Raw genomic sequence first — 22,493 nt, forward strand, 5'->3', positions numbered from 1 at the left:
AGGCATTTGGCGCGAGCTTCCGGCATCCCTGCCGGGACGCGCGCTTGAAATGGTCTCGCGGTGTCATCTTCCGGTGGTTCTCGCTTCACCGCTTCGCGGTTTTGCTTCACCACCGGCTACCGGCCGTCGAGCCTCCGGCTCGTCATACATCAATGCATACATTCCACGGAACCAAGCCTACTTCTGCGTGATCACCACCGGAGGTCCGTCGAATTTCGGCTGGGTTTGCAGCACGGTGACATCCAGCGCTGCCTGCACGCGGGCGAGGTATTCACGAAGATGGGTCTTCACGCCGGTGCCTGCTGGGACGTCCTTGGCATTGAAGGCCTCGGCCTCCAAGCCGCGCTGGCGGGCCAGGAAGACGGCACGCTCGTTGTGGAACCGCTGGGAGACGATGATGAAGCGCTTCTGGCCAAAGATGCTGTCCGCGCGGACCACGGAGTCCAGTGTGCGAAACCCGGCATAGTCACTGTAGATGGCCTGCTCTGGAACACCGCGCTTCATCAGGGCTTCCTTCATGGCCGTGGGCTCGTCGTATTCCTTCGTGCTGTTGTCTCCGCTGACGATGAGCGCCTTCACTTTGCCGCTGCGGTAAAGCTGGGCCGCTGCATCCATGCGATACTCGAAGAACAGATTTTTCAACGAGCCGATGAAGGGTGAGCAACCGAGCACCAGCGCCACCGGCATGGCGGGCGCTTGATCGAGGGTCTCATGGCAATACTTCGCGGCCACGGACTCCACCCAGTGATCAGAGCCCCAGATGGCGACACCTGCTCCAGCCAGACCGAAGGCACCGAGCCCGGCCAGCCGTTTCCAGTTCAAGCGACGATGCATGAGAGACGTGAGCATGTGCGGACGATACTCCATCACTCACATCCGGCAGCAAAACTTCTCATCATGAACCGTCGTCACTTTCTCACTGCTTCCACCGCCCTGGCCGCGGCCCATGTTTACGCCGCGGATGCTCGGTTGAAGATCGGCCAGATCGGCACCACGCATGCGCACGCGGCTGGCAAGATGGCCTCCATGCGCGGGCTGCCGGATCTCTGGGAGGTCGTGGGCTTTGTGGAGAAAGATGAAGCTCAACGAAAGAGTGCTGCGGAATCCGAGACGTATCGAGGCCTGGCTGAACTGACCGAATCAGCACTGCTCGGTGACGCCAGTGTGAAGGCGGTGGCCGTGGAGACAGACATTGAAGATTCATGCCCCGCAGCTTTGCGTTGCATTTGGGCAGGCAAGCATGTGCATCTGGACAAACCTGGAGCTCTGGATCACGACGAGTTTCAGTCCATGCGCCTGGAGGCGGACAAGCATGATCTCACCGTGCAGATAGGTTACATGCTGCGCTACAATCCTGCCTTTGAGCTGCTCTTCAAAGCCGTGCGTGAAGGTTGGTTAGGTGAGATCACCGAGATCGATGCCGCGATGGGCAAGCTGGCAGAGAAGAGCACGCGTGGCGCGATCCGGAAGCTGCCAGGCGGCGGCTTCTTTGAGCTCGCGGGCCATGTCACGGACGCGGTGGTGACTTTGCTCGGCAAGCCTGCCGCCGTGCATGCTTTCTCGACTCCGACGACGGATGATGGCGTGAAGGACAACCAGATGGCGGTGCTCGAGTATGCGAAAGCCACGGCCGTGATCCGCTGCAATCACGCGGATCCCTTTGGCGGGCCGCGCCGGCGCTTCAATGTCACCGGCACGAAGGGCACGTTTGAGATCCTGCCGCTTGAGTCCGGCAAGGTGAACCTCTCGCTGTCTGAGGCCAAGGGCGGTTACAAGAAAGGCACGCAGTCCATCACGCTGGAGGTGCCGAAGGATCGCTATGTCGGTGAGTTCAGAGATCTCGCCAAGATCGTGCGTGGCGAGAAGAAGCTCGCCTGGAGTGCCGCGCATGACATCGCGGTGCATGAGACGGTGCTGCGTGGAGCCGGGGTGTGGTGAGAGCTTGACCAGTGACCTTCTTGACGACAACTACCCACCCTCATGTCCTTCCCCTTCCGCTCTCCTCGTGACACCGTCGGTGGCATCACCGTCCTTGGCCGTATTCTGGACAAGATCCGCTACAACGCCCGCGAAGGGAAGTTGCCGGACGGTTATCATCTCGACTTCGTTCCAGGCAGCCGCACCTTTGATGACCGCATCTGCACGCTGCTGGGCGTGAGCTTTGCAGATCTCACGGCGCGCACGTTGCAAGGCGGCACGGATGAAGACGTGCTCGAATGGTGCTTCCAGCAGGGCCGCAAGCCGGATGACGAGCACATCCGCCTTTTCAATGGCTTCATGTTCAAGCGCGGCTGGCGTGACGAGGCCACACCGGGTCTCATTCAGCAGCGTGCCGAGGCAGGTCTCGCGCATCGTGAGGACATCGTCACCTTCTTCGACCTCATGGATGTCGAAGAAGGGCGCATGCCTTGATCATTTCCGCAGCTTGTCCCGCATGAAAAGGGCCGCGCCGAGAGGCAGGCCCAGGAGCCAGAGCAGCCTCGGCAAGCCGGGGCGGAGGCTCTGCCATTGCTGCATAAGACCTGTGCCATGCAGCAGGCTGAAGCGTGAGAACTGCACGGCCACACGGAACAAGCGCGCAGGTGCTACGCGAACATACTTTGCTTCCAGGTTCAGCACCATGCCAAACATGCGGCGGTGGCCGTCGGCATTGCGTGAAGGATCAGGCCGGCCATGGACCAAGGACGGCGCATCCATCCAGTAGATGCGCAGTTGCTCGTTCACATGGCGGGTCTCGTGGTTCTGCGAGACCTGGGACCAGACATAGGATTCGGGAATGAAGTTGCCGGTGCAGTCCTCAGGGAAGGGGAACTGGCGCAGCACATCCAGACGCAGGAAGCCCCATTTCTCTCCATGCACATGGTGGATGTAGTCGAGCTCCGCCGCTGTGCAGTCGAGCGGTGCATTGGGGAACTCGCAACCCACCAGCTTTCCATCCTGGTCCTGGCAGAGTCCGGTGACGCCGGAGAAACCTGCGCGTTCGCTTTCAGGAATGCTCTCCCAATGGAAGCGCAGACGCTCCAGAGCCTGCGGCACGCAGCCATCATCGGAATCCAGTTTGATCATCATCTGTCCATGAGCCACGGCGAGGCCGTGATTGTGCACACGATGCGCGCCTCCATGCGGACGCGGCTCATAGCGGATGACGGGCAGCAGATTCTCCGCCTGCCACTGGGCGACGAGCTCCGCAGTGCCATCCGTGGAGCCATCATCGACGATCAGCCATTCGAAATCACGGTTGGTCTGCGCCTTCAGGCTGTCGTAGCAGCGATGAAGGGTGTGGGCCCGATTGTAAGTCGGGGTGTAGACGGTGAAGAACGGGCCTGCCATGCAGAATAGCGGAACTGAACGATACCAAAGCGCAGGAGTCCAGTCTCAATCGTTCTTCACACCTGCCACCGGCAGCCCGCTGGGCACGCGATCTGGCACGGTGGTGTCATAGCTGTCCGCGTTCAGCGCCTCGAGAAAGGCTTCGATGGGCGCCTGGTCCTCGGGCAGCATGTTCATCCTGCGTAGAAGGGGATCGAGCGCTGGCAGGGTCGCAGTATCCGCTCCTTCCAGGGTCTCTGCGGACTGATCCATGAGCCGGTCATAGAAGAAGAGCACGCTGCCGACAGTCAGCTCACCTCCGTGATGCATGTAGGGGGCGGTGAATTTGAGATTTCTCAAGGAGGGAGTACGGAACTCGTGGCGGCTGGTCGTGCTGTCGGTTAGGCCGATGGCGTGCAGCTTGTAGTCGGAGAGCATCGGCCCGTTGTGGCAGAGGGAGCAGCCAGCTTTGTGAAAGACCTGCATGCCGTGCTGCTGCGCGGGTGTCATGGCCGCCTTGTCGCCACGCATGAAGCGATCAAAGGGTGTGTCGGGGGTGATGAGAGTTCTCTCATACGCCGCGATGGCTGCGCTGACGGTCTTCACGGTGATCTTGGTCTCGAAGCGTTTCACATACTCCGGGATGGCTTTGATCCTCTGCACCATGCTTTCCACGGCCTCCGCCTCGGTGCAGGCATCCCCGCGCATCTCCTCATGAGCGCGAATGGGGATGATGACCTGCGCTTCCAGGCTTTGGACACGGTTATCCCAGAACATCGGTGACCTCGATGGATCCAAAGGCTTGCCGGATTCGATGCCGTTGAAGGCTGCGTTCAGGAGGGTGGGTGTGTTGCGCCTGGAGGGCAGAAACTCTTCTCCTTTCACCAGCATCCGGCTCGGGCCGAGACCGCTGGCATGCACGCCTAGCGGTGTCGGTCGTGCATCGGCCCAACCAAAATTAGGATGATGGCAGGTGGCGCAGGCCACTTCACGAGTCGCGGAGAGGACGGGATCAAAGAAAAGCAGGCGGCCGAGCTCAACCTTCGCCGGGCTGTCCTCCGGAAGAGCGGCTGAGCGTGGCAGGGCATCGATCCGAGTGCTGGACGATGGTTCATCCGCCCAGGCGAGGGTGGCTGAGAGCAGAAGCCATGAAAGGTGCCGCTTCATGATCTCACGATATGAATCAATCACTAGTTAGGCAGCATCACCACATCCATCGCCGCGGCCATGAGGCGTGTCGCATCTGTGGAGGGCTGGCGGATCTGGCGGGGATTGGTCTCGCTGACCTTCAGCAGGGGCCCATTGGGGATCTGCAGTTCATACTGCACGGTGGAGCCCAGGTAGGTGGTGTCCGTGACATGGCCCGGGAAGCGATTGATGGACTCCAGCACGTGCCCGAAGGTCAGTGCTTCCGGCCGCACTGACAAGGTGACCTCTGTTCCTGGAGCTGGATGCCAGTCCCCGCGAGTGGCCCGGGCTCTCAGCGGCCCGAAGCTGGATTCCACCTCGAAGAATCCTGCCTCGCTGGAGTTCCCGCGCACTCTCGCCGGGATGAAGTTGGCCTCGCCGATGAACTCGGCCACCATGCGTGAGGCGGGATCACGATACACATCCTGCGGCGTGCCGACTTGAGCGATGCGGCCGTTTTCCATGATGGCGAGCCGGTCCGCCATGCTGAGGGCTTCATCACGATCATGCGTGACGTAGATGCCGGTGAGGCCGAACTCCTTGCAGATGCGGCGGATCTCTGAGCGCATCTCATGGCGCAGCTTGGCATCGAGATTTGAGAGCGGCTCATCCAGCAGCAGACAGCGCGGACGGATGACGAGCGCACGCGCCAGGGCCACGCGCTGCTGCTGGCCGCCGGAAAGCTGGGAGATGCGGCGTGCGCCGAGCCCACCGAGTTTCACCAGCTCGAGCGCCTGCCCCACACGATCCTCGATCTCTTGCTTCGGCCGGTTCCTCTCCTCGAGACCAAAGGCGACATTCTGCGCGACATTCAGATGCGGCCAGAGCGCATAGCTTTGAAACATCATGCCGGTGCCGCGCTTGTGCGCAGGAAGGCGGGTCACATTGTCCTCACCAAAGAAGATGGCGCCGGAGTCCGGCTGGTAAAAGCCGGCGATGTGACGGAGCAAGGTGGTCTTGCCACAACCACTGGGGCCGAGGAGGAAAAACAGCTCACCCTGGGCAATGTCGAGGCTCACGTCATGCAGCACCGCTTGGGAGCCGAAGCGCTTGTGGAGGCCTTGGATGGAGATGTGAACCATGCGCAGGCATAGGAAGGTCTGGCAGGCACGGTGTCAAGACTCGCGGACCCTGAAGGTTCTGACAGGAAAGCTGCTCCGAGGGTGAATGCGGGTGCGGCTTCCTTGCTTCGATCGACGTAGGCCCGGCCGCACTGGAAAATGCGACCGCCGGTCTAAAAAGATGAAACGCCGGGCATCATGCACGAGTCCTAGAGAGTCTCTTTCTATGAACGACTGGCTCAAAACCTTCCTCACCCTCAGCGCGGTGCTATGTCTGATCTCGCTCGGAGCGCTGGGCTGGCTGGCCTTTGAGACGACGGATGCGCCCGTGCAGAGCATGGCGAAGCTGGAACCGCTTCCCAAGAAGAAGGCTGCGGAAGCGGGGGATGCCAAGGCGGCGGAGCGGATGGCCGTGGAAGCTCAGGCGGCGGCGCTGGCGGCTGTGGGAGCCGCGTATGATGAGCTGCAGAGGAAGCTGGCCGAGCTGAACAAGTCACCCTCCGTGGTGAAGAACGAACTGCTGCTGAGGTTCAATTCGCCGGAGGCGCTCGCGGCTTTCCGTAATCGCGCCGGCCTTTCAGGCATCGACATCGTGTACAGCGATGCGCGGCTGAAGTCGGCGCGCGTGAGGTATCGTGACGCGGCGAAGATGGCGCAGGAACTGCGGGATCATGCGAAGGACTATGACAACATCGCCCCGAACTATCTGGCCTATGTTCCGGGACTGCCGCAGGAACCGCAGACTGATCCGAACAATGCCGGCGGCTCGGTGCCCTTTCAGAGCAGTGGCTTGGAGATGATCAACGCGGTGGGAGATCGCAGCCGCTGGGGCGCAGGGGTGAAGGTGGCCGTGCTCGACACCGGAGTGACGGAGCATGCCAGCCTCACCGGAGTGAAGGTCACGCATCATGACATCGTCAATGACCACCAGAGCTACCACGGCCATGGGACGGCGATGACTTCCCTGATCGCAGGGCGTGATGAAGCGAACGGCGGCGTGGCACCGCAGAGTGAGATCCTGGACGTGCGCGTGGCTGACTCCACGGGGACTGGTGACACCGCCATGGTGGCAGAGGGCATCATGTGGGCCGTGGACCGTGGAGCTGTGGTGATCAATATCAGTCTCGGCGCGGCCGGTGACTCCAGCATGCTGCGGGACGCCGTGGCCTATGCCATCAGCCGTGGTGTGGTGGTCGTGGCCGCCGCTGGCAATGAGCAGGCCAATGCGCTGTCGTATCCGGCCAGTTACAGCGGGGTGATCAGTGTGGCAGCGGTGGATGCGCAGGGCAGGCAGGCTTACTTCTCGAACTCAGGGCAGGGCCTTTTCATCTCGGCGCCTGGGGTGGGCATTGTCTCTGCCTACAGTGATGGAAAGACCGTGATCGGCAGCGGCACCTCACAGGCCGCGGCGATCACCAGCGGGGCCATCTCAGCCCTCCTGAGCCGGAACTACCAGAGCCAGCAGATCCCGAACGTCCTCACCCAAAACGCCGTGAGGACCGGCGCCCCGTCCACCCAGGTGGGCGCGGGGATTCTGAGGCTGCCTTAGTGACATCGAGCTTCCTGGAGCTGGGTGAAAATCAATGAGTCCGCGAGGAACTCATGCCAGCTTTACGGCTCCGCGTTGACGATGATGGTGACGCTATTGCTGGTGACGGGAGAATTCGAGACGGCATTGTTGACGTCCACGCTGTAGATATAGGAGCCAGGATCCGTCGGGGCCGTCGTATTCAGCGTGGAACTGGTGCCGCTGCCGATGTCTTCATTGCCCCTTCGCCATTGGAAGCTATGGCCAAATCCACCCGTGACACTAACATTGAAGGTGAGCGGTGCTCCCGGTGCTACGGTCGTGCTGCCGGGGCTGGTCAGTGAGAGTGATGCCGAGGTGACCGGCGCATTGGCTCTAAGCTCGAGGATCGAACTCACGATCGCGTTGACCTGATTCTTGACCCGCACCGTGTAGTTGCCTTCTTGATTGCTGTTGAATGCGGAGATCGTGTAGCTGGAGGAAGTCTGACTAGAGATGGCGAATCCGTCTTTGCGCCACTCATACTCAAGATTGGTGCCCAAGGCCGAAACCGACAAGGTCACATTGTCACCTTGCTTGACGTTCTCTGGAGAAGGCGAGCTGGAGATGACCACGTTCGAGACAGGTTCTGCCACTCGCAGAACGAAGGGCGCGCTCAGGACACCCTCCGGAATCAGGGTATTGGAGATCAGCACATCATAACGGTCCGGGTTGTCCACGGTCACCGTGCTGGCACTGTTCACCGAGAGAGTTTTGGAAGTTTCACCGGGGATGTCGACCTCATTCCGGCGCCACTGGTAGCTGAAGGCCGTATCTGAACTGTCGGCGTTGATCGTCAGCGTGGCGCTGGTGTTCGTCGCCAGGGCCTCCCCTGCGAAGTCTTTAGTGATGATGACGTTCCTGATGTCATTCGTCACGACCAGCGGCAGCTCGCTGCTCACGATGGGTACATCGGTCACGTAGTTGAGGACCTGCACTTTGTAGAGTCCCTGGTCCGTCGTGGCCACGGTCGGGATGGTGAAGGTGGAGCCGGTGGCGGCGGAAATCGGGATGTCATTTTTCAGCCACTGAAACACGGGATTGGAGCCGATCACGACCGCCTTGAAGATCAGGGGTGTGCCGGCGCCTACCTTCGTGCTGGAAGGGGTGCGGCTGATGGCCACGGCACTGACAGGGTTGTCATGGCTCAGAGTCTTCGTCGGGCTCAGCAAGCCATCGGTGGAGACGCCGTTTTTCACTAGCACGGTGTAGTTGCCTGCATTGTCATTGTTCAGCGGGCCCGTGGTGTGGGATGGTCCGGTGGCACCGTCAATGTCAGTTCCGTTCCGACGCCATTGGTAGGTGAAGGGAGCTGTGCCCTTGTGCTCAGCCGTGAGGGTGACCACGGTGCCGGTCAGGAGAGTGTTCCTGGCTGGATTTTGCAGGATGGAGATGTCAGAGACAGGATCGTTGACCGCCAGCGTGGCGATCTGTGTGGTGGTGACACCGGTGTCCAAAAAAGTCTGCGCGGGGATGCCTTCAGCGGCTGGGATCACGGTGTTCTTCCGGATGACGCAGTCAAATTCGCCCTCAGAGACCTGCTGAACATTGGTGAGGCTGAGAGTGGGCGTGGTGGCATTGGCGATGTTGATGCCGTTTCTGCGCCACTGATAGGTGATGGTTGGAGGGGCGCCGAGGCCGCCTTCCGCCGCGCAGGTGAAACTGAGACTGGCCCCTGGGTTGACCGTCTGTGACACGGGCTGCGTGGTGACAGTCAGGCCTGGAGCTCCTAGACGTGCGCTACCGGAGAGCAAGGACACGCTCTTGGTGGACGGAGGCACGGGGAGCCTGTCGAGCAAGAAGTAGCCTGCGCCACGTGAGGGGCTTGCGGCCCGGCCCGGCTGAGCAGCGACGGCGGTCGTGCTGCCGTTGGCCGTGACTGAGAAGGCGTCGAGCCCCGGAATGGCGGCGATTTCGGGAATGATCAGGCCCTGGAAGGTCACGGGGCGTTTGAAGCCGTTGTCATCGAGCTCGAAGGTGCCGCTGTAGGCTCCGGTGGCTGGAGAAACTTTGAGGGTGACCTTGGCCGTGTTGCTGGCACCTGTGAAGTCAGCCAGATTGGCGTTCGTGAGGCGGAAGGTGATGTCGGGATCCCGGCTGGCGCCCGCGAGACCTCCCTCATTGAACTCCAGGCGTGCGTTGCCCGCGACTCCTGGCAGGTTCATCACGACGGGAGTGATCTCCGCCTTGGGAGGCTGATAGGCCCAGCCGCGAAGATTCAGCAGCGTGGAGGAAAAGCCGGGCTGGTAGTTGCGCTCGGTGGCTGGTTGCTTGTCTTTGATCCAGCGTGCGCTGCCGTTGTAGCTGTTGAAGCGGATGACGGTATCGGCGGTGTTGGTGTCTCTCGGTGTGGTGATGCCCATGCGGGCGATGAGCGACCCAGTGTTCTTGTAGAGCATCTGGAAGAGCACCGTCTGCCCCGCGCGGCCGACGAAGGCGCTGCTCGTGATGGTGTTGCCGTCCGGCAGGCGTCCGGCGATGGTGCCCATGCCAGCGAAGCTGGTGGAGAGGGCCATGTACCCATCTCCTTGCGGAACTTCTGGTTGGGCGAGATGGTCTGCCGCCAGCGTGAGCGCCACGTTGAAGAGCCCGGCGAAGGTGCAGGGATAGCGGGTGGGGCTCCAGACCAGCCGGTAGCCGTTGACCTCGACGAGCTCCGTGCTGGAGGACATGTAGCCCGTGACATCACCATTGCTAGGATTGAGCTCAAAATAGAGGGTCAGCGGCTTGCCGGCCTTGCTGGTGAAATTGACACCGGAGGAATACACCAGGGATGTGGCACCCGAGACGCTGCTGACAGAGATGATGATGGTCCCCTTGAGATTATAGACTTCCTTGCCGAGCTGGAGCTTCGCGCTCCAGGCGCTGCTGTCAGTAACCGTCAGGTCCACACGACCGCCTCTGCCGTCATTGACGGTCCATGCCGGGTTGACGATCCCCACATAGGTGCCGGCCCCGGCGGCTTCTGGCGCAACGATGCGGATCGTCCCGCTCACTGGAGCACTGGTGCCAGTCGGATTGCTGGCTTTGGCGGTGATGGTGTAGCTGCCGGCCTTCGTCGGACGGCCGGAGATCACACCCGTGGCGGTGTTGAGCGTCAGGCCGGGAGGCAGGCCCGTGACACTGAAGCTGGAAGGCATGTATTCATCATTGGCCGAATAGGGCAGGGCGTAAGTATAACCATCTCCGACGTAGCCGTTCGGAGGGGCATCCTCACCGGTCATGGGGCTGAGCTGCGGAGCACTGGCCACCGCCAGATGCATGGTGCCTGAAATGGTGACAGGCAGGCTGCCGGGAGGTGTCAGCACACAGGTGTAGTTCCCGCTGCTCCCAGTGGCGCCAGCCTCAGCCGAGGCGAAGGACAGGACCGCCTTGTCCGTGCCGGTGATGCCAGCCTGGTTGATCTGCTGCCCGCCTTTGCGCCAGCTGTAGCTGACAAAGGGACCTGCCGCAGGTGCGGTGAGCTTCACCGGCTTTCCGGGCGCGGCAGCCACATTGGTGGTACCCTTGTCCACCACCAGCACCGTGCAGGCATTGGACTTGTCTGTGCTGCCATTGACTGCGGTGGCGGTGTAGACGCCCGCGTCTGCCAGGGTGGCGGACTGGATGTACAGGTATTGGTTAGTCTGGCCCTTGATCACGGTGGTGCCTCTCCGCCATGTGACGGTGGGCGCCGGAGACCCCGTCGCAGTCAGGGGGAGGTGAATGGGCTGGCCGACTGCGACAAGAAGTTCGTTAGGCAGGCTGGTGGTGATGTCCGCAGGCACACGCACCGCCAGGGTGGCGGCGGTGCTGACGACAGACTGGCCACCTGCGGTGACGACGACATCGTAGACACCGGAATCACCTGCCTGGACATTGGTCAGCACAAGCTTAGAGTCTGTCTTGCCTGCGATATTGGCACCGCCGCGCCGCCATTGGTAGGTGAGTGCGGTGCCGGTGGCAGTCACGCTCAGGGTGACGTTGGCTTTCACATTGACCGTGGCGGAGGCTGGATGCTTCGTGATCGCTGGCGGCTGGAAGCCCGGGGAGACATTGATGGTGAAGGTCTGGGGAACGGTGTTTCCGTCGATGTCCCGGGCAGTGACGATGACGCTTCGGGTGCCTGCTGCCAGACCCGTGATTTTGAGCTGGTTGTTTTCCACCACCACAGTGGCTTTGTCGGCGGAGGTTTCGTTGACGGTGTACGTCAGCAGGGGGATGGACCTGGCGTTGATGATCTTGACCGCCTTGGTGTTGTCCATGTTTGCTGGCGCCGATCCTGCATTGATCGGGAAGTCTCCCAGAGAGACATTGCTGCCGTTAAGGAGACCATCCTGATAGCTGCCCCGTGGCAGCAGGGTGATCTGGTCCAGAACGGTCAGACTGGCCTCTGTGAGGCGGCCGTAAGCGGTGAAGCCCCCGTTCTGGTTGTCCAGGTTCCCCGAGTTGTCCGTCGGATTGAGGAAAAAGTCCGTGGTGGCACTGTTTGGCAGGCCGACCAGTCCGTAGTTCCCGTCGCGGTAGTAGTCGTCGTTCCCGTTGTTTGGCTGGCTCTGTGTGACGACGGTGCCGTTGTCACTGACGGAAGTGCGCTCGCCGATCTTCGCCGCAGAGATGGTGCCGCGCAGGTTGGAGACACCCGGTTCGTTGGTGGGAGACTGGCGCTTTCCCACGCTGGTGAAGTTTTTCGGAGCCGTGGAGACTTTCATGCTGCCCCCCTGCAGAACGAAGGGGATGCCGTAGTTGCTGTAGGCCAGACGGTGAAAGGCCACGTTGTCATAGTCACCGGCATTCACGTAGGCCAGGAAATTGGTCACGGCCTCCGGGGCGAGCGTGGCGAAGAGATCGATGTCAATGTTGCCACGGCTGGTTTCCAAGCGCGCAGCCTTCTCCGCGCCGGGATCCGTGAAGTGATTCTCCAGATTGATCACTGCGGTGGCGTTCAAACCGACCGTGGTATTAGGGATGGTGGAGGTGACGGCAGGGACGGCTGGCAAACCGACAATGCGCAGCGTCAAGATCGCACTGGGCGTGGCAGCTTCGGCCGTGGAAGTCGCCGCCAGACTGGCCGTCAGAGGCACCTCGAACACACCCGATTGGGTGGGAGTGCCTGAGATGATGCCTGTGGAGCTGTTGAAAGAAAGGCCTGGAGGCAGAGGAGATGCATTCCAGCTGATGCGGGATACCTCAGGCGTGGTGGTCAGATAGTACTGGAAGCTTTGTCCCACTTTGGCCGGATGATAGAGACGCGGCATGGTGAAGCCGTTCCTGGGTGTGCCGTTGGGAGATGGCACGGGGCTCGAATATGGGGGATCGACGTTGCTGGGTGCAGACACGCTGGTTTCTCCATCCGCCACGGCCCTCACCATGAACTCGTAGGCGGTGCCTGGGACGAGCTTGGAGAAATTCGTGTCATTGGGACGGCCTTTGCTATCCACAGCACCAACGTGCCTGGAGTCCACACTGACACTGGTCACGTTGGCATGAACCCCGCGTGCAAACTTCCAGGGTGCTTCCACGTAGGGCGTTCCTGGCGGAGGCTGTGGGCGCCATTCCCGCACCCAGATATCAAAGCCGTATTCAGTAGATGAGTTGTCTTTCCACGTGAGGTTGATGGTGTTGGAGAGGCCGGCTGACGGAGTAGCCGTGAGTTGACTAGGGGGCGGGAAGGTATTGGTGCTGGCTTGGTCGTTGGTGGAATAGCCAGAGTACAGTTTGATCTCCGGGCCGCTTGATGGCGTGTAGGCGAAGACCGCGCGGATGCGAAATTCGGCGATGGCATTCTGAGTGGCCGGGACGAGGACGCTGGTGGTGTTTTCCCCCACGGTGCCAAATTCGGTGAACGCTGGCGGAGTGCCCGTGGTGATGTAGCGGGACTCGATGACATAGCCCGTCTCATTGTCAGAATTGTCCGTCCACGTCAGGCGGAGCTGGGTTTCACTGGCTCCAGAGACGTCGAGATTAGTGGGTGCCTTGAGCTCGGGAATCTGCAAGGCCTGGGATCCATCCGTGCCGGCTGGTGTTTCCACAAAGTTGGTTGCGGGGGCATATACGGGGTTGCCGGCTGTGTCGACATCGACCTGCACGCCTGGCCGGGTGGCGCGAACACGGAACTGGTAGCGCTTCCCTGGGATGAACTGGAGACGCGTCACGGTGTCACGCCGGAAATACAGGTTCGAGAGCGTGATGCTGGTGGAGTTGCAAGGCAGGTTGCCGATGCTGTACCAGTCTGCTTCCACCATGCCGGACTTGGCCTCGCGGATCTGCACCTCGTAGCCCATTTCCGCATTGTTGGTGTCCGGCCAGTCGAGCTTGATTCGGCCATCGCTCAAATTCGTAGCATTGCCAGGATCGAGATCGAGAAAGACAGGGGGTGTAATGCTGGCAGGCGCGCTGTAACTCTGCTGGCCCGCAGTCGCAGGCTTCGGCATGACGGTGTTCATGGTCAGCACGCTGCTTTCAGCCACGCCGCCGTTGTATTTCCAGGCTTCGATCTTGAACTGCACTGGAATGGTGAGGTGGGTCACCAGATTGCTGATGGAGAAGGTGTGAGAGGTGCTGTTGGCGGGCAGAATGCCAAAGGTGCTGAAGGGGCCTGCCGATCCATAACGCACCAGGACGATGTAGGATTCCTCATCGGTGGCATTGTCCTGCCACGTCAGATGCCAGGTATGCCGGCTGTTGGCGGGAACTTGGGGCGCAGCAATGGTGCCGTTGCCCACAAAGGGCACGCCATAGTGCGTGTGGGTGAAGGTCCCGTTACTGGGGGCCATGGGCGGTGTGGCGCGCAGGCTGGTCGCAGTGACGCTAAACAAAAGGGCCAGGAAGAGATGGCGAAGAAAGGCGGAGGGCATGGAAACAAGAAAAGAGCCATGCCCGCTCGGGCGGCGGGCATGCTCAGGGGTAGATGCGAAAAGGGCGGGAGAGATCGTGGCGAAAAGCGTGGATGTCAATATGCTCCAAGGGTCTTAGAATCAGGGCGCTGCGACCGCGAGAGGCACCTCGGCACTGGCCACCCCATCGGGGGTGACATCATTTTTGACGATGACGGAGTAGCTGGCCGCATCGGTGGAACTGGCAGAAGAGATGGTGTAGCTGGAGGATGTGGCGCCGGTGATGGCGGTGTTTCCTTTCTTCCACTGATAGGTGAAGGGGCCGGTGCCGCTTACGGTAACCGTGAAGACCACCTGGGAGGCATTCGGAACAACCTCTTCGGAGGGTGTGCGGCTGACATTGGTGATGACGGCTGCATCCATCACGGTCAGCACGTTGGGTGTGGCGGAGGTGACACCGGGTGATGGCGAGGCGATATTGATGATCGTCACGGTGTAACTTCCGGTGTTGGCCGTGGTGCTGCTGGTGATCTCATACGTGGAGTTCGTGGCGTCAGGAATGGCCACGCCATCTTTCTTCCACTGATAAAGCAGCGGGGTGGTGCCTTTCTCCACGGCAGCTGAGAAGGTGATCTTCGTTCCTGATTTCACCTTGGCCGTGCTGGGGGTGCGGGTGATCGTGGGATTCACCACAGGATCATTCACAGACACCACGGCGAAGTCACTGGTCACGCTGTAGGAGCCGTTGGTGACGACACAGTCATACTTGCCCTGTTTGTTCTCGGTGATGCTGCTCAGATTGAGATTGCTGGTGGTCGCGCCGGAGATGCTGTTGCCATCCTTTCTCCAGCGATACGTCACGGTGCCCTGGGCACCTGCGGCGATGCCCACCGTCAGGCTCACGTCGGCACCTGGATTCACGGTGGCGTCTGCCGGCTGGGTGGTGATGGTGATGGCGTTCCCCTGGATCACCACGCGGCCAGATTTGATCTTGGACTTCGTGATGGTGGGCAGAAGCTCCGGCAGCAGGAAGTAACCGGTGGCAAAGCCGCCCGAACCGGCGATCTCATTCGCGACAATGACACCGCTGGAGTTCGTGGCCGCAGGTGTGTAGGGGACGGGTGGAATGACCAGACCCTGGTAAGCCACCGACCTTGTGACGCCGTCATCCTTCAGCACGAAGCTGCCATAAACACTGCCGGTGGCAGGCACGATGCCGAGAGTGGTGTTGGCATCGTTGGCCGCCGGGTCGGCGATGGTGTGGGCCGTGGTGACGCGCATGGCGCGGTCAGGGTTGCGCGAGGCACCGGCGAGACCTCCTTCGCTAAAGTCCAGGGTGACGTTTCTGCCGCTGGTCACGCTGGGCACTCCCATGACAATCAGGTTGCTGCCCGGCTTGTAATAATACGTGGCTCCGAGAATGCTGAGGGTCGTGTCCGGAATGCCAGCCTGGTAGTTCCGCTGGGTGGCGGGCTGCACGTCCTTGATCCAGCGCACGGCGCCATCCACACGGCGGAGCGAGCTGGTCGGGCCGAGCAGGTCATCCCCAAGATTGATCTGTCCGACGACGGAGCCCGTGTTCGTATACAGCATGAGGAACAGCAGCGCCTCTCCCTGAGGCCCGATCATGGAGCTGCTGGTGATCGTCGTGCCATCTGCCAGGCGTCCGCTGATGGTGCCGGTGCCCTTTGGACTGACGATCATGTTCAGATAACCGCTGCCCTGAGGGATGGTCTGATCACCCACATCACCGTCTTCCTCGTCGTTGTTGAGGTTCAGGGACATGTTGTAGGAAACCGTGGTGGTCAGGCCCAGGGGATCAATGCCGTAGATACATGGGCGCCATTTCAGGTCCCAAAACTGCCTGAAGCCGCTGATGTAGGCGTTCTCCGTGCCGCTGGAGACCACACCCGTGATGTAACCGAGATCAGGGTCCAGCTCGAACAGCAAGGTGACAATGCTCTTGTCCTTCCGTTTCAGCTCGATGCGGCTTTGATACGTGATGGCGCCCGAGCCCGTGATGCTGCTGCCGATGCCCAGCGCGCCCGCCGCCGGGATGATCTCGGTGCCGAGAATCAGCTTGGCGGAGAAGGCGGCGGTGTCCTGGACGGTGAGCTCAAAGCGCCCGCCTTTGTTTTTGTTCACCATTTGGTTAGGGGAGATGGTGCCGACGAAGGTCCCGATGTTCGAGAAGGGAAGCGGTGACACCCTCAGGTCTCCGGTTGAGACAGGAGTGCTGGCACCCGCGATGTTGGAGGCAATCGCCCTGATCGGGAAGATCCCGACCGCCGTGGGACGACCGCTGATCACACCCGTGGCGGCGTTCAGCTTGAGGCCGGGTGGAAGGCCGGAAACGGTGAACGAGCTCGGGGTCAATGCTTCCAACGGCGAGTAGGGAAGCTTCCAGGAGTAGTCCACACCGATGAAGGCGGTGGGCGGGGCATTGATGCCGGAAAGCGGATTGGGCAGGGAAGGGCGCTGGACGATGAAGAGCTTGATGGCTCCCGTCTCCACGGCCCCCAGCGTGCCGGCAGGCTCCTGGGTGATGACGCATGTGTAGCTGGCCGTGTCCTCCAGCATCGTGCCGGTGATCTTGAGGATAGCGCTGTCCGCGCCGGTGAAGCGCGGCGTGTTTGCCAGGATGTCCGCGGTGTTCCTGCGCCATTGATACTTGAGGTTAGGCCCTGTCACTGGCGCGGTCAGGCTGACTGTCTTGGCGGTGGTGGAGAACAGCCTGGTTTCTGCCTTGTTCACCACGATGACGTCCACCGGAGTGGTGGTGGCCTTGCTCACAATGTTGCTGGCCGTGGCGGTGTACACCCCGCCATCCGTGAGTTTCGCGGCGGCAATGTTCAGGTTGGCAGTGGTCTGCCCAGCCACGGCAGCGGTGCCTCTCTTCCAGGCAAACGTGGGTGTCGGCGCGCCGACGACATTGGTCACCGTGAGGGTGAGCGGCTTGCCGACCTCCACGATCTTGGCTTGCTGAATGACACCCACGGCCGGCGCCGTGCGCAGATCCAGCCGGGCAGGGGTACTGGCGAGGATGGTTGTGGCATTCGAGACCACGACATCATAGAGAGCCACGTCACCCGCCTGGGCGCTGGGGATGACGTAGGTGGCGGCATTGGCGTTTTCGATGTTTGCCGGCAGCCCGCTGCCGATCTTGCGGCGCCATTGATAAAGCAGGTTGGATCCAGTGGCCGTGACACTGAAGGTCACCTTGGTGCCGGCGACCACAGCCTGTGAGACGGGGTGCTTGGTGATGACCGGGGGCCTGTAACCCTTCTGAACGATGACGTTGAAGGTCTGGCTCTTGGAGTTGCTGTCCAGGTCAGCCGCGATGACGGTGACATTGGCGGAGCCCTCCGTGAGGCCGGTGAGCTTCAATTCATTGCCCTCGACCACGGCATTCACCACCGTTGAAGATGGATTGCTGACGGTGAAGCGCATGGTGGGGGTCAGGCTTGCCTTCATGATCCGCACCGTCTTGCTGATGTCCATGTCCGTCGGCACAGGCGTGGCGGTCATGGGGATGCCGGAGAAGGCGGTGAGGCTGCCGTCCACGATGATGCGCTTGTCCAAACTGGCGTCGTAGGTGCTGGTGTTGTTGTTGTTCTGATAGCTGCCTTCGGGCAGCGCGGTGATGGTGTCCACCACCGTCATGCCGGGTCCGCTGACACGGCCGAACACGGTGAACCCACCGTTTTGGTTGTCCAGGTTCTGCGTGTTGTCACCCAGGTTCACAAAGAAGTCCGTGGTGCCGCTGTCAGGGTTGCCGACATAACCAAAAGCATCGTCTTTGAGCACCGTGGTGGCCGATCCGCCAGCAGGCGTGATGGTGGCCGTGGCCGTGCGGGCGCCGACCTTGGCCGCTGCGATCGTGCCGCGGAAATTGCCGATGCCGGGCTCATTCAATGGCGCGGGGCGGGACAGCACGCTGGCGAAGCTTCTCGGTGTGGCCACGGCCCTCAGGCTGCCGGCCTGCAGCACGAAGGGGCTGACCCGCGTGCCGCTGGAGTCACGGTTCCAGGCCAGACGATGGAAGATCAGGCTGTTGTAGTCCCCCGCGTTCACATAGGAAAGGAAGTTGGCGACCGCTCTTGGAGCCAGGCTCGGGAAGAGGTGAATGTCGATCACCTTGGGTTTTCCAAACTGGTCCAGCAAGGAGGTCTCCAGGGCCACCGCTGTTTCAGCGTCAGGATCACCAAACTTGTCGGCCAGCGTCACTCGGAAAGGCGTGTTGATGCCGATGGTGGTTGGCTGGATCGCCCTGGTGATATACGGGGATGCTGCGGAAGGCACGGCGGATGGCACCACGCGCAGCACCAGGGTCTCGGTGACCGTGGGGCTGTCGATGAACTCCGCGGTCATGGTGCAGTTGTAGATGCCCGCCTGCGTGGGTGTGCCTGTCAGGAGACCCGTGCTGGACTCAAAGATCGTTCCTGGTGGCAGCCCGGTGATGTTCCAGTCGCTGCGGTTGGCCGCATTCGAGGTCGAGGCCAGATAGCCCACCACGGTGTCATAACCGCCACTGGTGTTTTCCACGAGCCGCGTCAGGGGCGCGCCCACCTGGGCGGGATGGTAGAGACGACTGCTGAAGCCATGCCGGGCCTGGGCGGAGGCCACGTTGCTGTCCAGAGACACATTGGTTTCGTCCTGGGAGACGGCCCTCACCACGAACTCGTGCACCTGACCGGCCTCCAGAGGGATGAACACAGGCTTGCCTGTGCTGTCATTGGCCTGCGTGCGTGAGCTCACACTCACCTTCGTCATGTTTTCACGGGTGGCGCGGGCGAAGAACCAATCCGGCGTGCCCTGGGGGCGGGTGTAGACATTGTAGCCATACTCGGTGCCGGACTTGTCCTCCCAGGTCAGGTCCACCGTGTTGGCGCGTCCGGTCATGGATGCCTGAAGATTCGTCGGTGCCGGAAAGTCAGTGCTGTAAGTGAGCTGGTTGGAGTAGTCACTGCGGATCGTCGTCTCGCTGGTGGCTCCTGAGGGGGTGTAGGTGTACAGCGCCACCACCCGCCATGCCAGGGAGGATCCCTGCGGCACGGGCACATCCACCGTGGTCACGTTCTCACCCAGCGTGCCGAGGACGTCGAACTCCGTGTCCCCGATGGCCCGGTACTGCACCTCATATCCAGTCTCGTTGGTGGAGTTGTCCAGCCAGCGCAGACGGATCGCCCTTTCAGACAGGGTCTCGGCGCCGAGATTCGTGGGCGCTGTCAGCACTGGCGTGCGCAGTGTCACCGTGTTGGTATACTGCGTGGCATTGGTTCCTGTGGCGGCGAGGTCTTGCAGCCGGGTGCCGCGCACGCGGAAATTGTAGTCCGTGTTAGGCACGAGCCTCAGCCGGAAGGTTTGGTCAGTCAACGTCAGCGGCGTGATGAAATTGTTCCCGGAGTGGTTCACAAAGGTCAGCCCCTGGAAGCCGGTGGCAGAGGCCTCTTTGAAGTCGATCTGGTAGAAGATTTCCGAATTGCTGTTGTCCTTCCAGGCAAACTTCACCCGGCTGTCGTCCACATTCGTCACTGCGAGATTTTCCGGCGGAGTCATCACCGCCTGGCCCGTCCCCATCGGCACCTTGTAGGTGAAGGTCTTGGAGGCGGTGGACTCAATCCTCGTCCCGTTGAACTTCCACGCCACGATCTGGAACAACACATCCGTGCCGCCATCCAGACCGGGAACCCCGATCAAGGCGGCCTGGGTCGAGTTGGCGTTCACGCGGCTGATGGTGAAGAAAGGGTCTGACCCCGCCTTGATCTGCACATCGAAGCCTTCTTCATCCAGGGAGTTGTCCGTCCACGTCACCAGATACGAGTGGCGGTTTCCGACCTTGACCACATTGCCATCAAAGCCCGCAAAGGAGAAATCCACCTTGGTGATGACCGGTGCCTTGGGGGCCACAGCCTGAACTCCACCTGTCAGAGCGAGCACCAGGCCCGCGGTCAGGAACCCTTTCAGGAGTACGGAAATGAGTGAGGGCGGGGGCGTCATGGCTGGGGGGAAGTTGAGATGCCCTACTCTGACAGTGCGTTGAGGGTCATTTGCTCGAAAAGAATAGTGACTTTGTGATTACAATGTCAATCCTCCTGTTTGCCCGCGAAATCTTTTCTCGCTGAACGTAAAAGATCTCTCCAAAATCTCCTGCTTATGAGCCCCCTGCGCCGCCTTTTCCCTGTCCTGTTTAGCCTTACGGCCCTGTCCGTCCAGGCTGACCCCGCCCCGAACTTCAAGGCCCAGGAAATCGACAACCAGGTCGGCATTGGCTACGGCCTGGCCCTCGCAGACGTGGATGGAGATGCCAAAACGGACATCCTCCTCTGCGATAAATCCGCCATCGTCTGGTATCAGAACCCCACCTGGAAGAAGCACGTCATCGTCGAAAAACTGACCGAAAAGGACCACGTCTGCATCGCCGCCCGTGACATCGATGGTGACGGCAAGTGCGAGATCGCCGCCGGAGCCCAGTGGAACCCGGCGGACACCGTGGACAGCGGCGCCGTCTTTTACCTCGTGCCTCCAGCCGACCGCACCCAGCCCTGGAAACCCGTCCAGCTCAGCCATGAGCCCACCACCCACCGCATGAAGTGGGTCCGCAACCAGGCCGGGCGCTACGACCTCATCGTCGTCCCCCTCCATGGCCGTGGGAACAAGAACGGCGAAGGCGCCGGCGTCCGCGTCCTGGCCTACCATAAGCCCGATGACGTGACACAACCCTGGAACACCACCCTGGTCACGGATGCCATGCACATGACCCACAACCTGGACATCGTCCCCGCCGCGAGCTCCACCGAGGCCGAGTCCATCCTCCTCTGCGGCAAAGAAGGCGTCATGCGGCTCGACCCCTCCGAAAAAGGCTGGCGCACCCACTGGATCACCCAGCATGATGCTGCCAACGGCCTCAAAGGCGCGGGGGAAGTCCGCTGGGGTGCCTTCTCCGGCGGCCAGCCCTACGTGGCGACCATCGAGCCCATGCACGGCAACCAAGCCGTCATCTACACCCCGCCTGCCGATGGCCCCAAAGACGGCCCCTGGCAGCGCCACGTGCTGGATGAAACCCTCATCGATGGCCACGCCATCGCCTGCTACGACTACCTCGGCCTGAACAACCGCCAGATCGTCGTCGGCTGGCGCTCCCACCACAAGATCGGGGACAAAGTCGGCGTGAAACTCTTCTACACCACCAAGGAAGACGGCAACGGCTGGCAGCAATACCTCCTGGATGACAATACCATGGCCTGTGAGGACGCCGTGGGCACCGACCTCGATGGCGACCGCGATGTCGACATCATCGCCGCCGGCCGCGCCACCAAGAACCTCAAGATCTACTGGAACCAGCGCCAGTAATCCGTAGAACGATCGTGGCTTTAGCCCGCTCGTTCCTCACGAGGTGAAAAACTCCCGTAACCTGCGAGATCTCCACAAGAGGGCATTCGCGCCCATTCAGCGCCCCTCTGCGCTATCTGCGGTTAAAATTCCCCGTCCCCGCCCTGCCTCAGTTCTTCTCTTTCTTCGAGATCTGCCGGCTCGCCCGGTCCAAAATGCGCCGCTCATCATCCGTCAGGCTGTGCATGCCCTGCTCGGTGATCTTGTCCAGGATCGGGTCCACCTCATCCCGCATCAGGTCCACCACGGGATCCCTCCGCGCATTCTGCCGGCGGATCGCCTCCTCATCCAGCTCCACCACGGGGCGGCTGCTCCGCCGCGTCCCCGCCATCGCGGGCTGGCGGTTCGTCTTCGCCTTAAAGGTCGAGCCAAGGGACTCCAGGTTCGGTGGCAGCCCGCCATAGCCCAGCATGCGGGAGTAATACCAGCCCGCGATCGCCCCGCCCACATGCGCCAGATACGCCACCATCGCCCCGCCGCTGGAAAGAAACTCCGGCAGCACATGCACCATCCCCAGCACTCCCAGGGACAGGTTCATGATCAGCAGAAACTTCGCCAGCCCCCACATGCGGAACCGCACCGGGATCACAAACATGAACAGCATCGTCATCTCCTCATCCGGCACCGCCACCGCATAGGCCAGAATAAGTCCCATGATCGATGCCGAGGCCCCCAGCAGATACGCATCTCCCTGCTGGGCAATCAGTGAACCCGCCACGATCTGCAGCGCCGCGCCCACGAGGCTCGAGAGGATGTAGATCAGCACAAAGTGTTTCTGCCCATACAGATCCTGCACCCGCTTCCCGGCAAACCAGAGCGTGACCATGTTAAAGAGGATGTGCCCCACGCTCCCGTGCACAAACATGTAGGTGAAAGGCGTCCACACCTTCCCGCTCGTCAGCTCGCTGATGCTCACCCCGCCGTCGGGAATGAACTGGCCCCCGTGCATGGATGCCCCGATGCCAAACAGGAACTGCGCCACGAACACCACAATGTTCGCCCCGAAGAACCACTGAAATGCCGTGATCCTCCGCAGCCGCTCCTGCAGCGTCGGTTCATCTTCGCGCATGTAATCGCGGTCGTAGAGGGCCATGACTCGCGGATAGTAGGCTGTGTTTGCGCCCTCGCAACGGGCTTTGCACATCTTCACTCCAGCGTAAG

General features: G+C 61.3%; 11 protein-coding genes. 4 read left to right on the forward strand and 7 right to left on the reverse strand.

Going from position 1 to position 22,493, the window contains the following annotated elements:
- Positions 1-177 precede the first annotated feature (177 nt).
- Positions 178-849: a SanA/YdcF family protein gene (locus tag BGE01nite_RS06455; protein WP_170266637.1), complete on the reverse strand. Its 672-nt coding sequence runs from the start codon at positions 847-849 to the stop codon at positions 178-180.
- Between the two features lie 48 nt (positions 850-897).
- Between BGE01nite_RS06455 and BGE01nite_RS06460 the strand changes: the two genes are divergently transcribed.
- Positions 898-1,938: a Gfo/Idh/MocA family protein gene (locus tag BGE01nite_RS06460; RefSeq protein ID WP_170266638.1), complete on the forward strand. Its 1,041-nt coding sequence runs from the start codon at positions 898-900 to the stop codon at positions 1,936-1,938.
- Between the two features lie 42 nt (positions 1,939-1,980).
- Entirely contained in the window at positions 1,981-2,412 is a 432-nt protein-coding gene (locus BGE01nite_RS06465) for a DUF5069 domain-containing protein (protein WP_146849613.1), read from the forward strand.
- On the opposite strand, the gene BGE01nite_RS06470 is transcribed toward BGE01nite_RS06465, so the two are convergent.
- From BGE01nite_RS06470 to BGE01nite_RS06480, 3 genes are read right to left on the reverse strand one after another with little or no spacing between them, the layout of a single operon-like run.
- Positions 2,413-3,330, reverse strand: coding sequence for a glycosyltransferase family 2 protein (locus BGE01nite_RS06470; RefSeq protein ID WP_146849614.1), 918 nt, complete (start codon positions 3,328-3,330; stop codon positions 2,413-2,415).
- 45 nt (positions 3,331-3,375) lie between these two features.
- Entirely contained in the window at positions 3,376-4,476 is a 1,101-nt protein-coding gene (locus BGE01nite_RS06475; RefSeq protein ID WP_146849615.1) for a cytochrome-c peroxidase, read from the reverse strand.
- 23 nt (positions 4,477-4,499) lie between these two features.
- Positions 4,500-5,579, reverse strand: coding sequence for an ABC transporter ATP-binding protein (locus tag BGE01nite_RS06480; protein ID WP_146849616.1), 1,080 nt, complete (start codon positions 5,577-5,579; stop codon positions 4,500-4,502).
- A 205-nt stretch (positions 5,580-5,784) separates the two neighbouring features.
- Between BGE01nite_RS06480 and BGE01nite_RS06485 the strand changes: the two genes are divergently transcribed.
- Positions 5,785-7,107, forward strand: coding sequence for a S8 family peptidase (locus BGE01nite_RS06485; protein WP_170266639.1), 1,323 nt, complete (start codon positions 5,785-5,787; stop codon positions 7,105-7,107).
- Positions 7,108-7,169: 62 nt separating this feature from the next.
- Here BGE01nite_RS06485 and BGE01nite_RS06490 read toward each other — a convergent pair whose 3' ends face one another.
- The gene (locus BGE01nite_RS06490; RefSeq protein WP_146849618.1) at positions 7,170-13,961 is read right to left on the reverse strand and encodes an immunoglobulin domain-containing protein; all 6,792 of its coding nucleotides are present in this window, start codon (positions 13,959-13,961) and stop codon (positions 7,170-7,172) included.
- Positions 13,962-14,081: 120 nt separating this feature from the next.
- Positions 14,082-19,940 carry an immunoglobulin domain-containing protein gene (locus BGE01nite_RS06495; RefSeq protein ID WP_146849619.1) on the reverse strand — a complete coding sequence of 1,953 codons (5,859 nt, stop codon included), beginning with the start codon at positions 19,938-19,940 and terminating at the stop codon, positions 14,082-14,084.
- 156 nt (positions 19,941-20,096) lie between these two features.
- Here BGE01nite_RS06495 and BGE01nite_RS06500 point away from each other — a divergent pair, with 156 nt between their 5' ends.
- The gene (locus BGE01nite_RS06500; protein ID WP_146849620.1) at positions 20,097-21,293 is read left to right on the forward strand and encodes an FG-GAP repeat domain-containing protein; all 1,197 of its coding nucleotides are present in this window, start codon (positions 20,097-20,099) and stop codon (positions 21,291-21,293) included.
- A 148-nt stretch (positions 21,294-21,441) separates the two neighbouring features.
- Here the strand turns inward: BGE01nite_RS06500 and BGE01nite_RS06505 are convergent, their stop codons facing one another.
- On the reverse strand, positions 21,442-22,425 hold the full coding sequence (locus BGE01nite_RS06505; protein ID WP_170266640.1) for a rhomboid family protein: 984 nt from the start codon (positions 22,423-22,425) through the stop codon (positions 21,442-21,444).
- Positions 22,426-22,493 lie beyond the last annotated feature (68 nt).

The sequence above is a fragment of the Prosthecobacter gellanilyticus genome, from assembly GCF_007992435.1.
GTDB lineage: Bacteria > Verrucomicrobiota > Verrucomicrobiia > Verrucomicrobiales > Verrucomicrobiaceae > Prosthecobacter > Prosthecobacter gellanilyticus.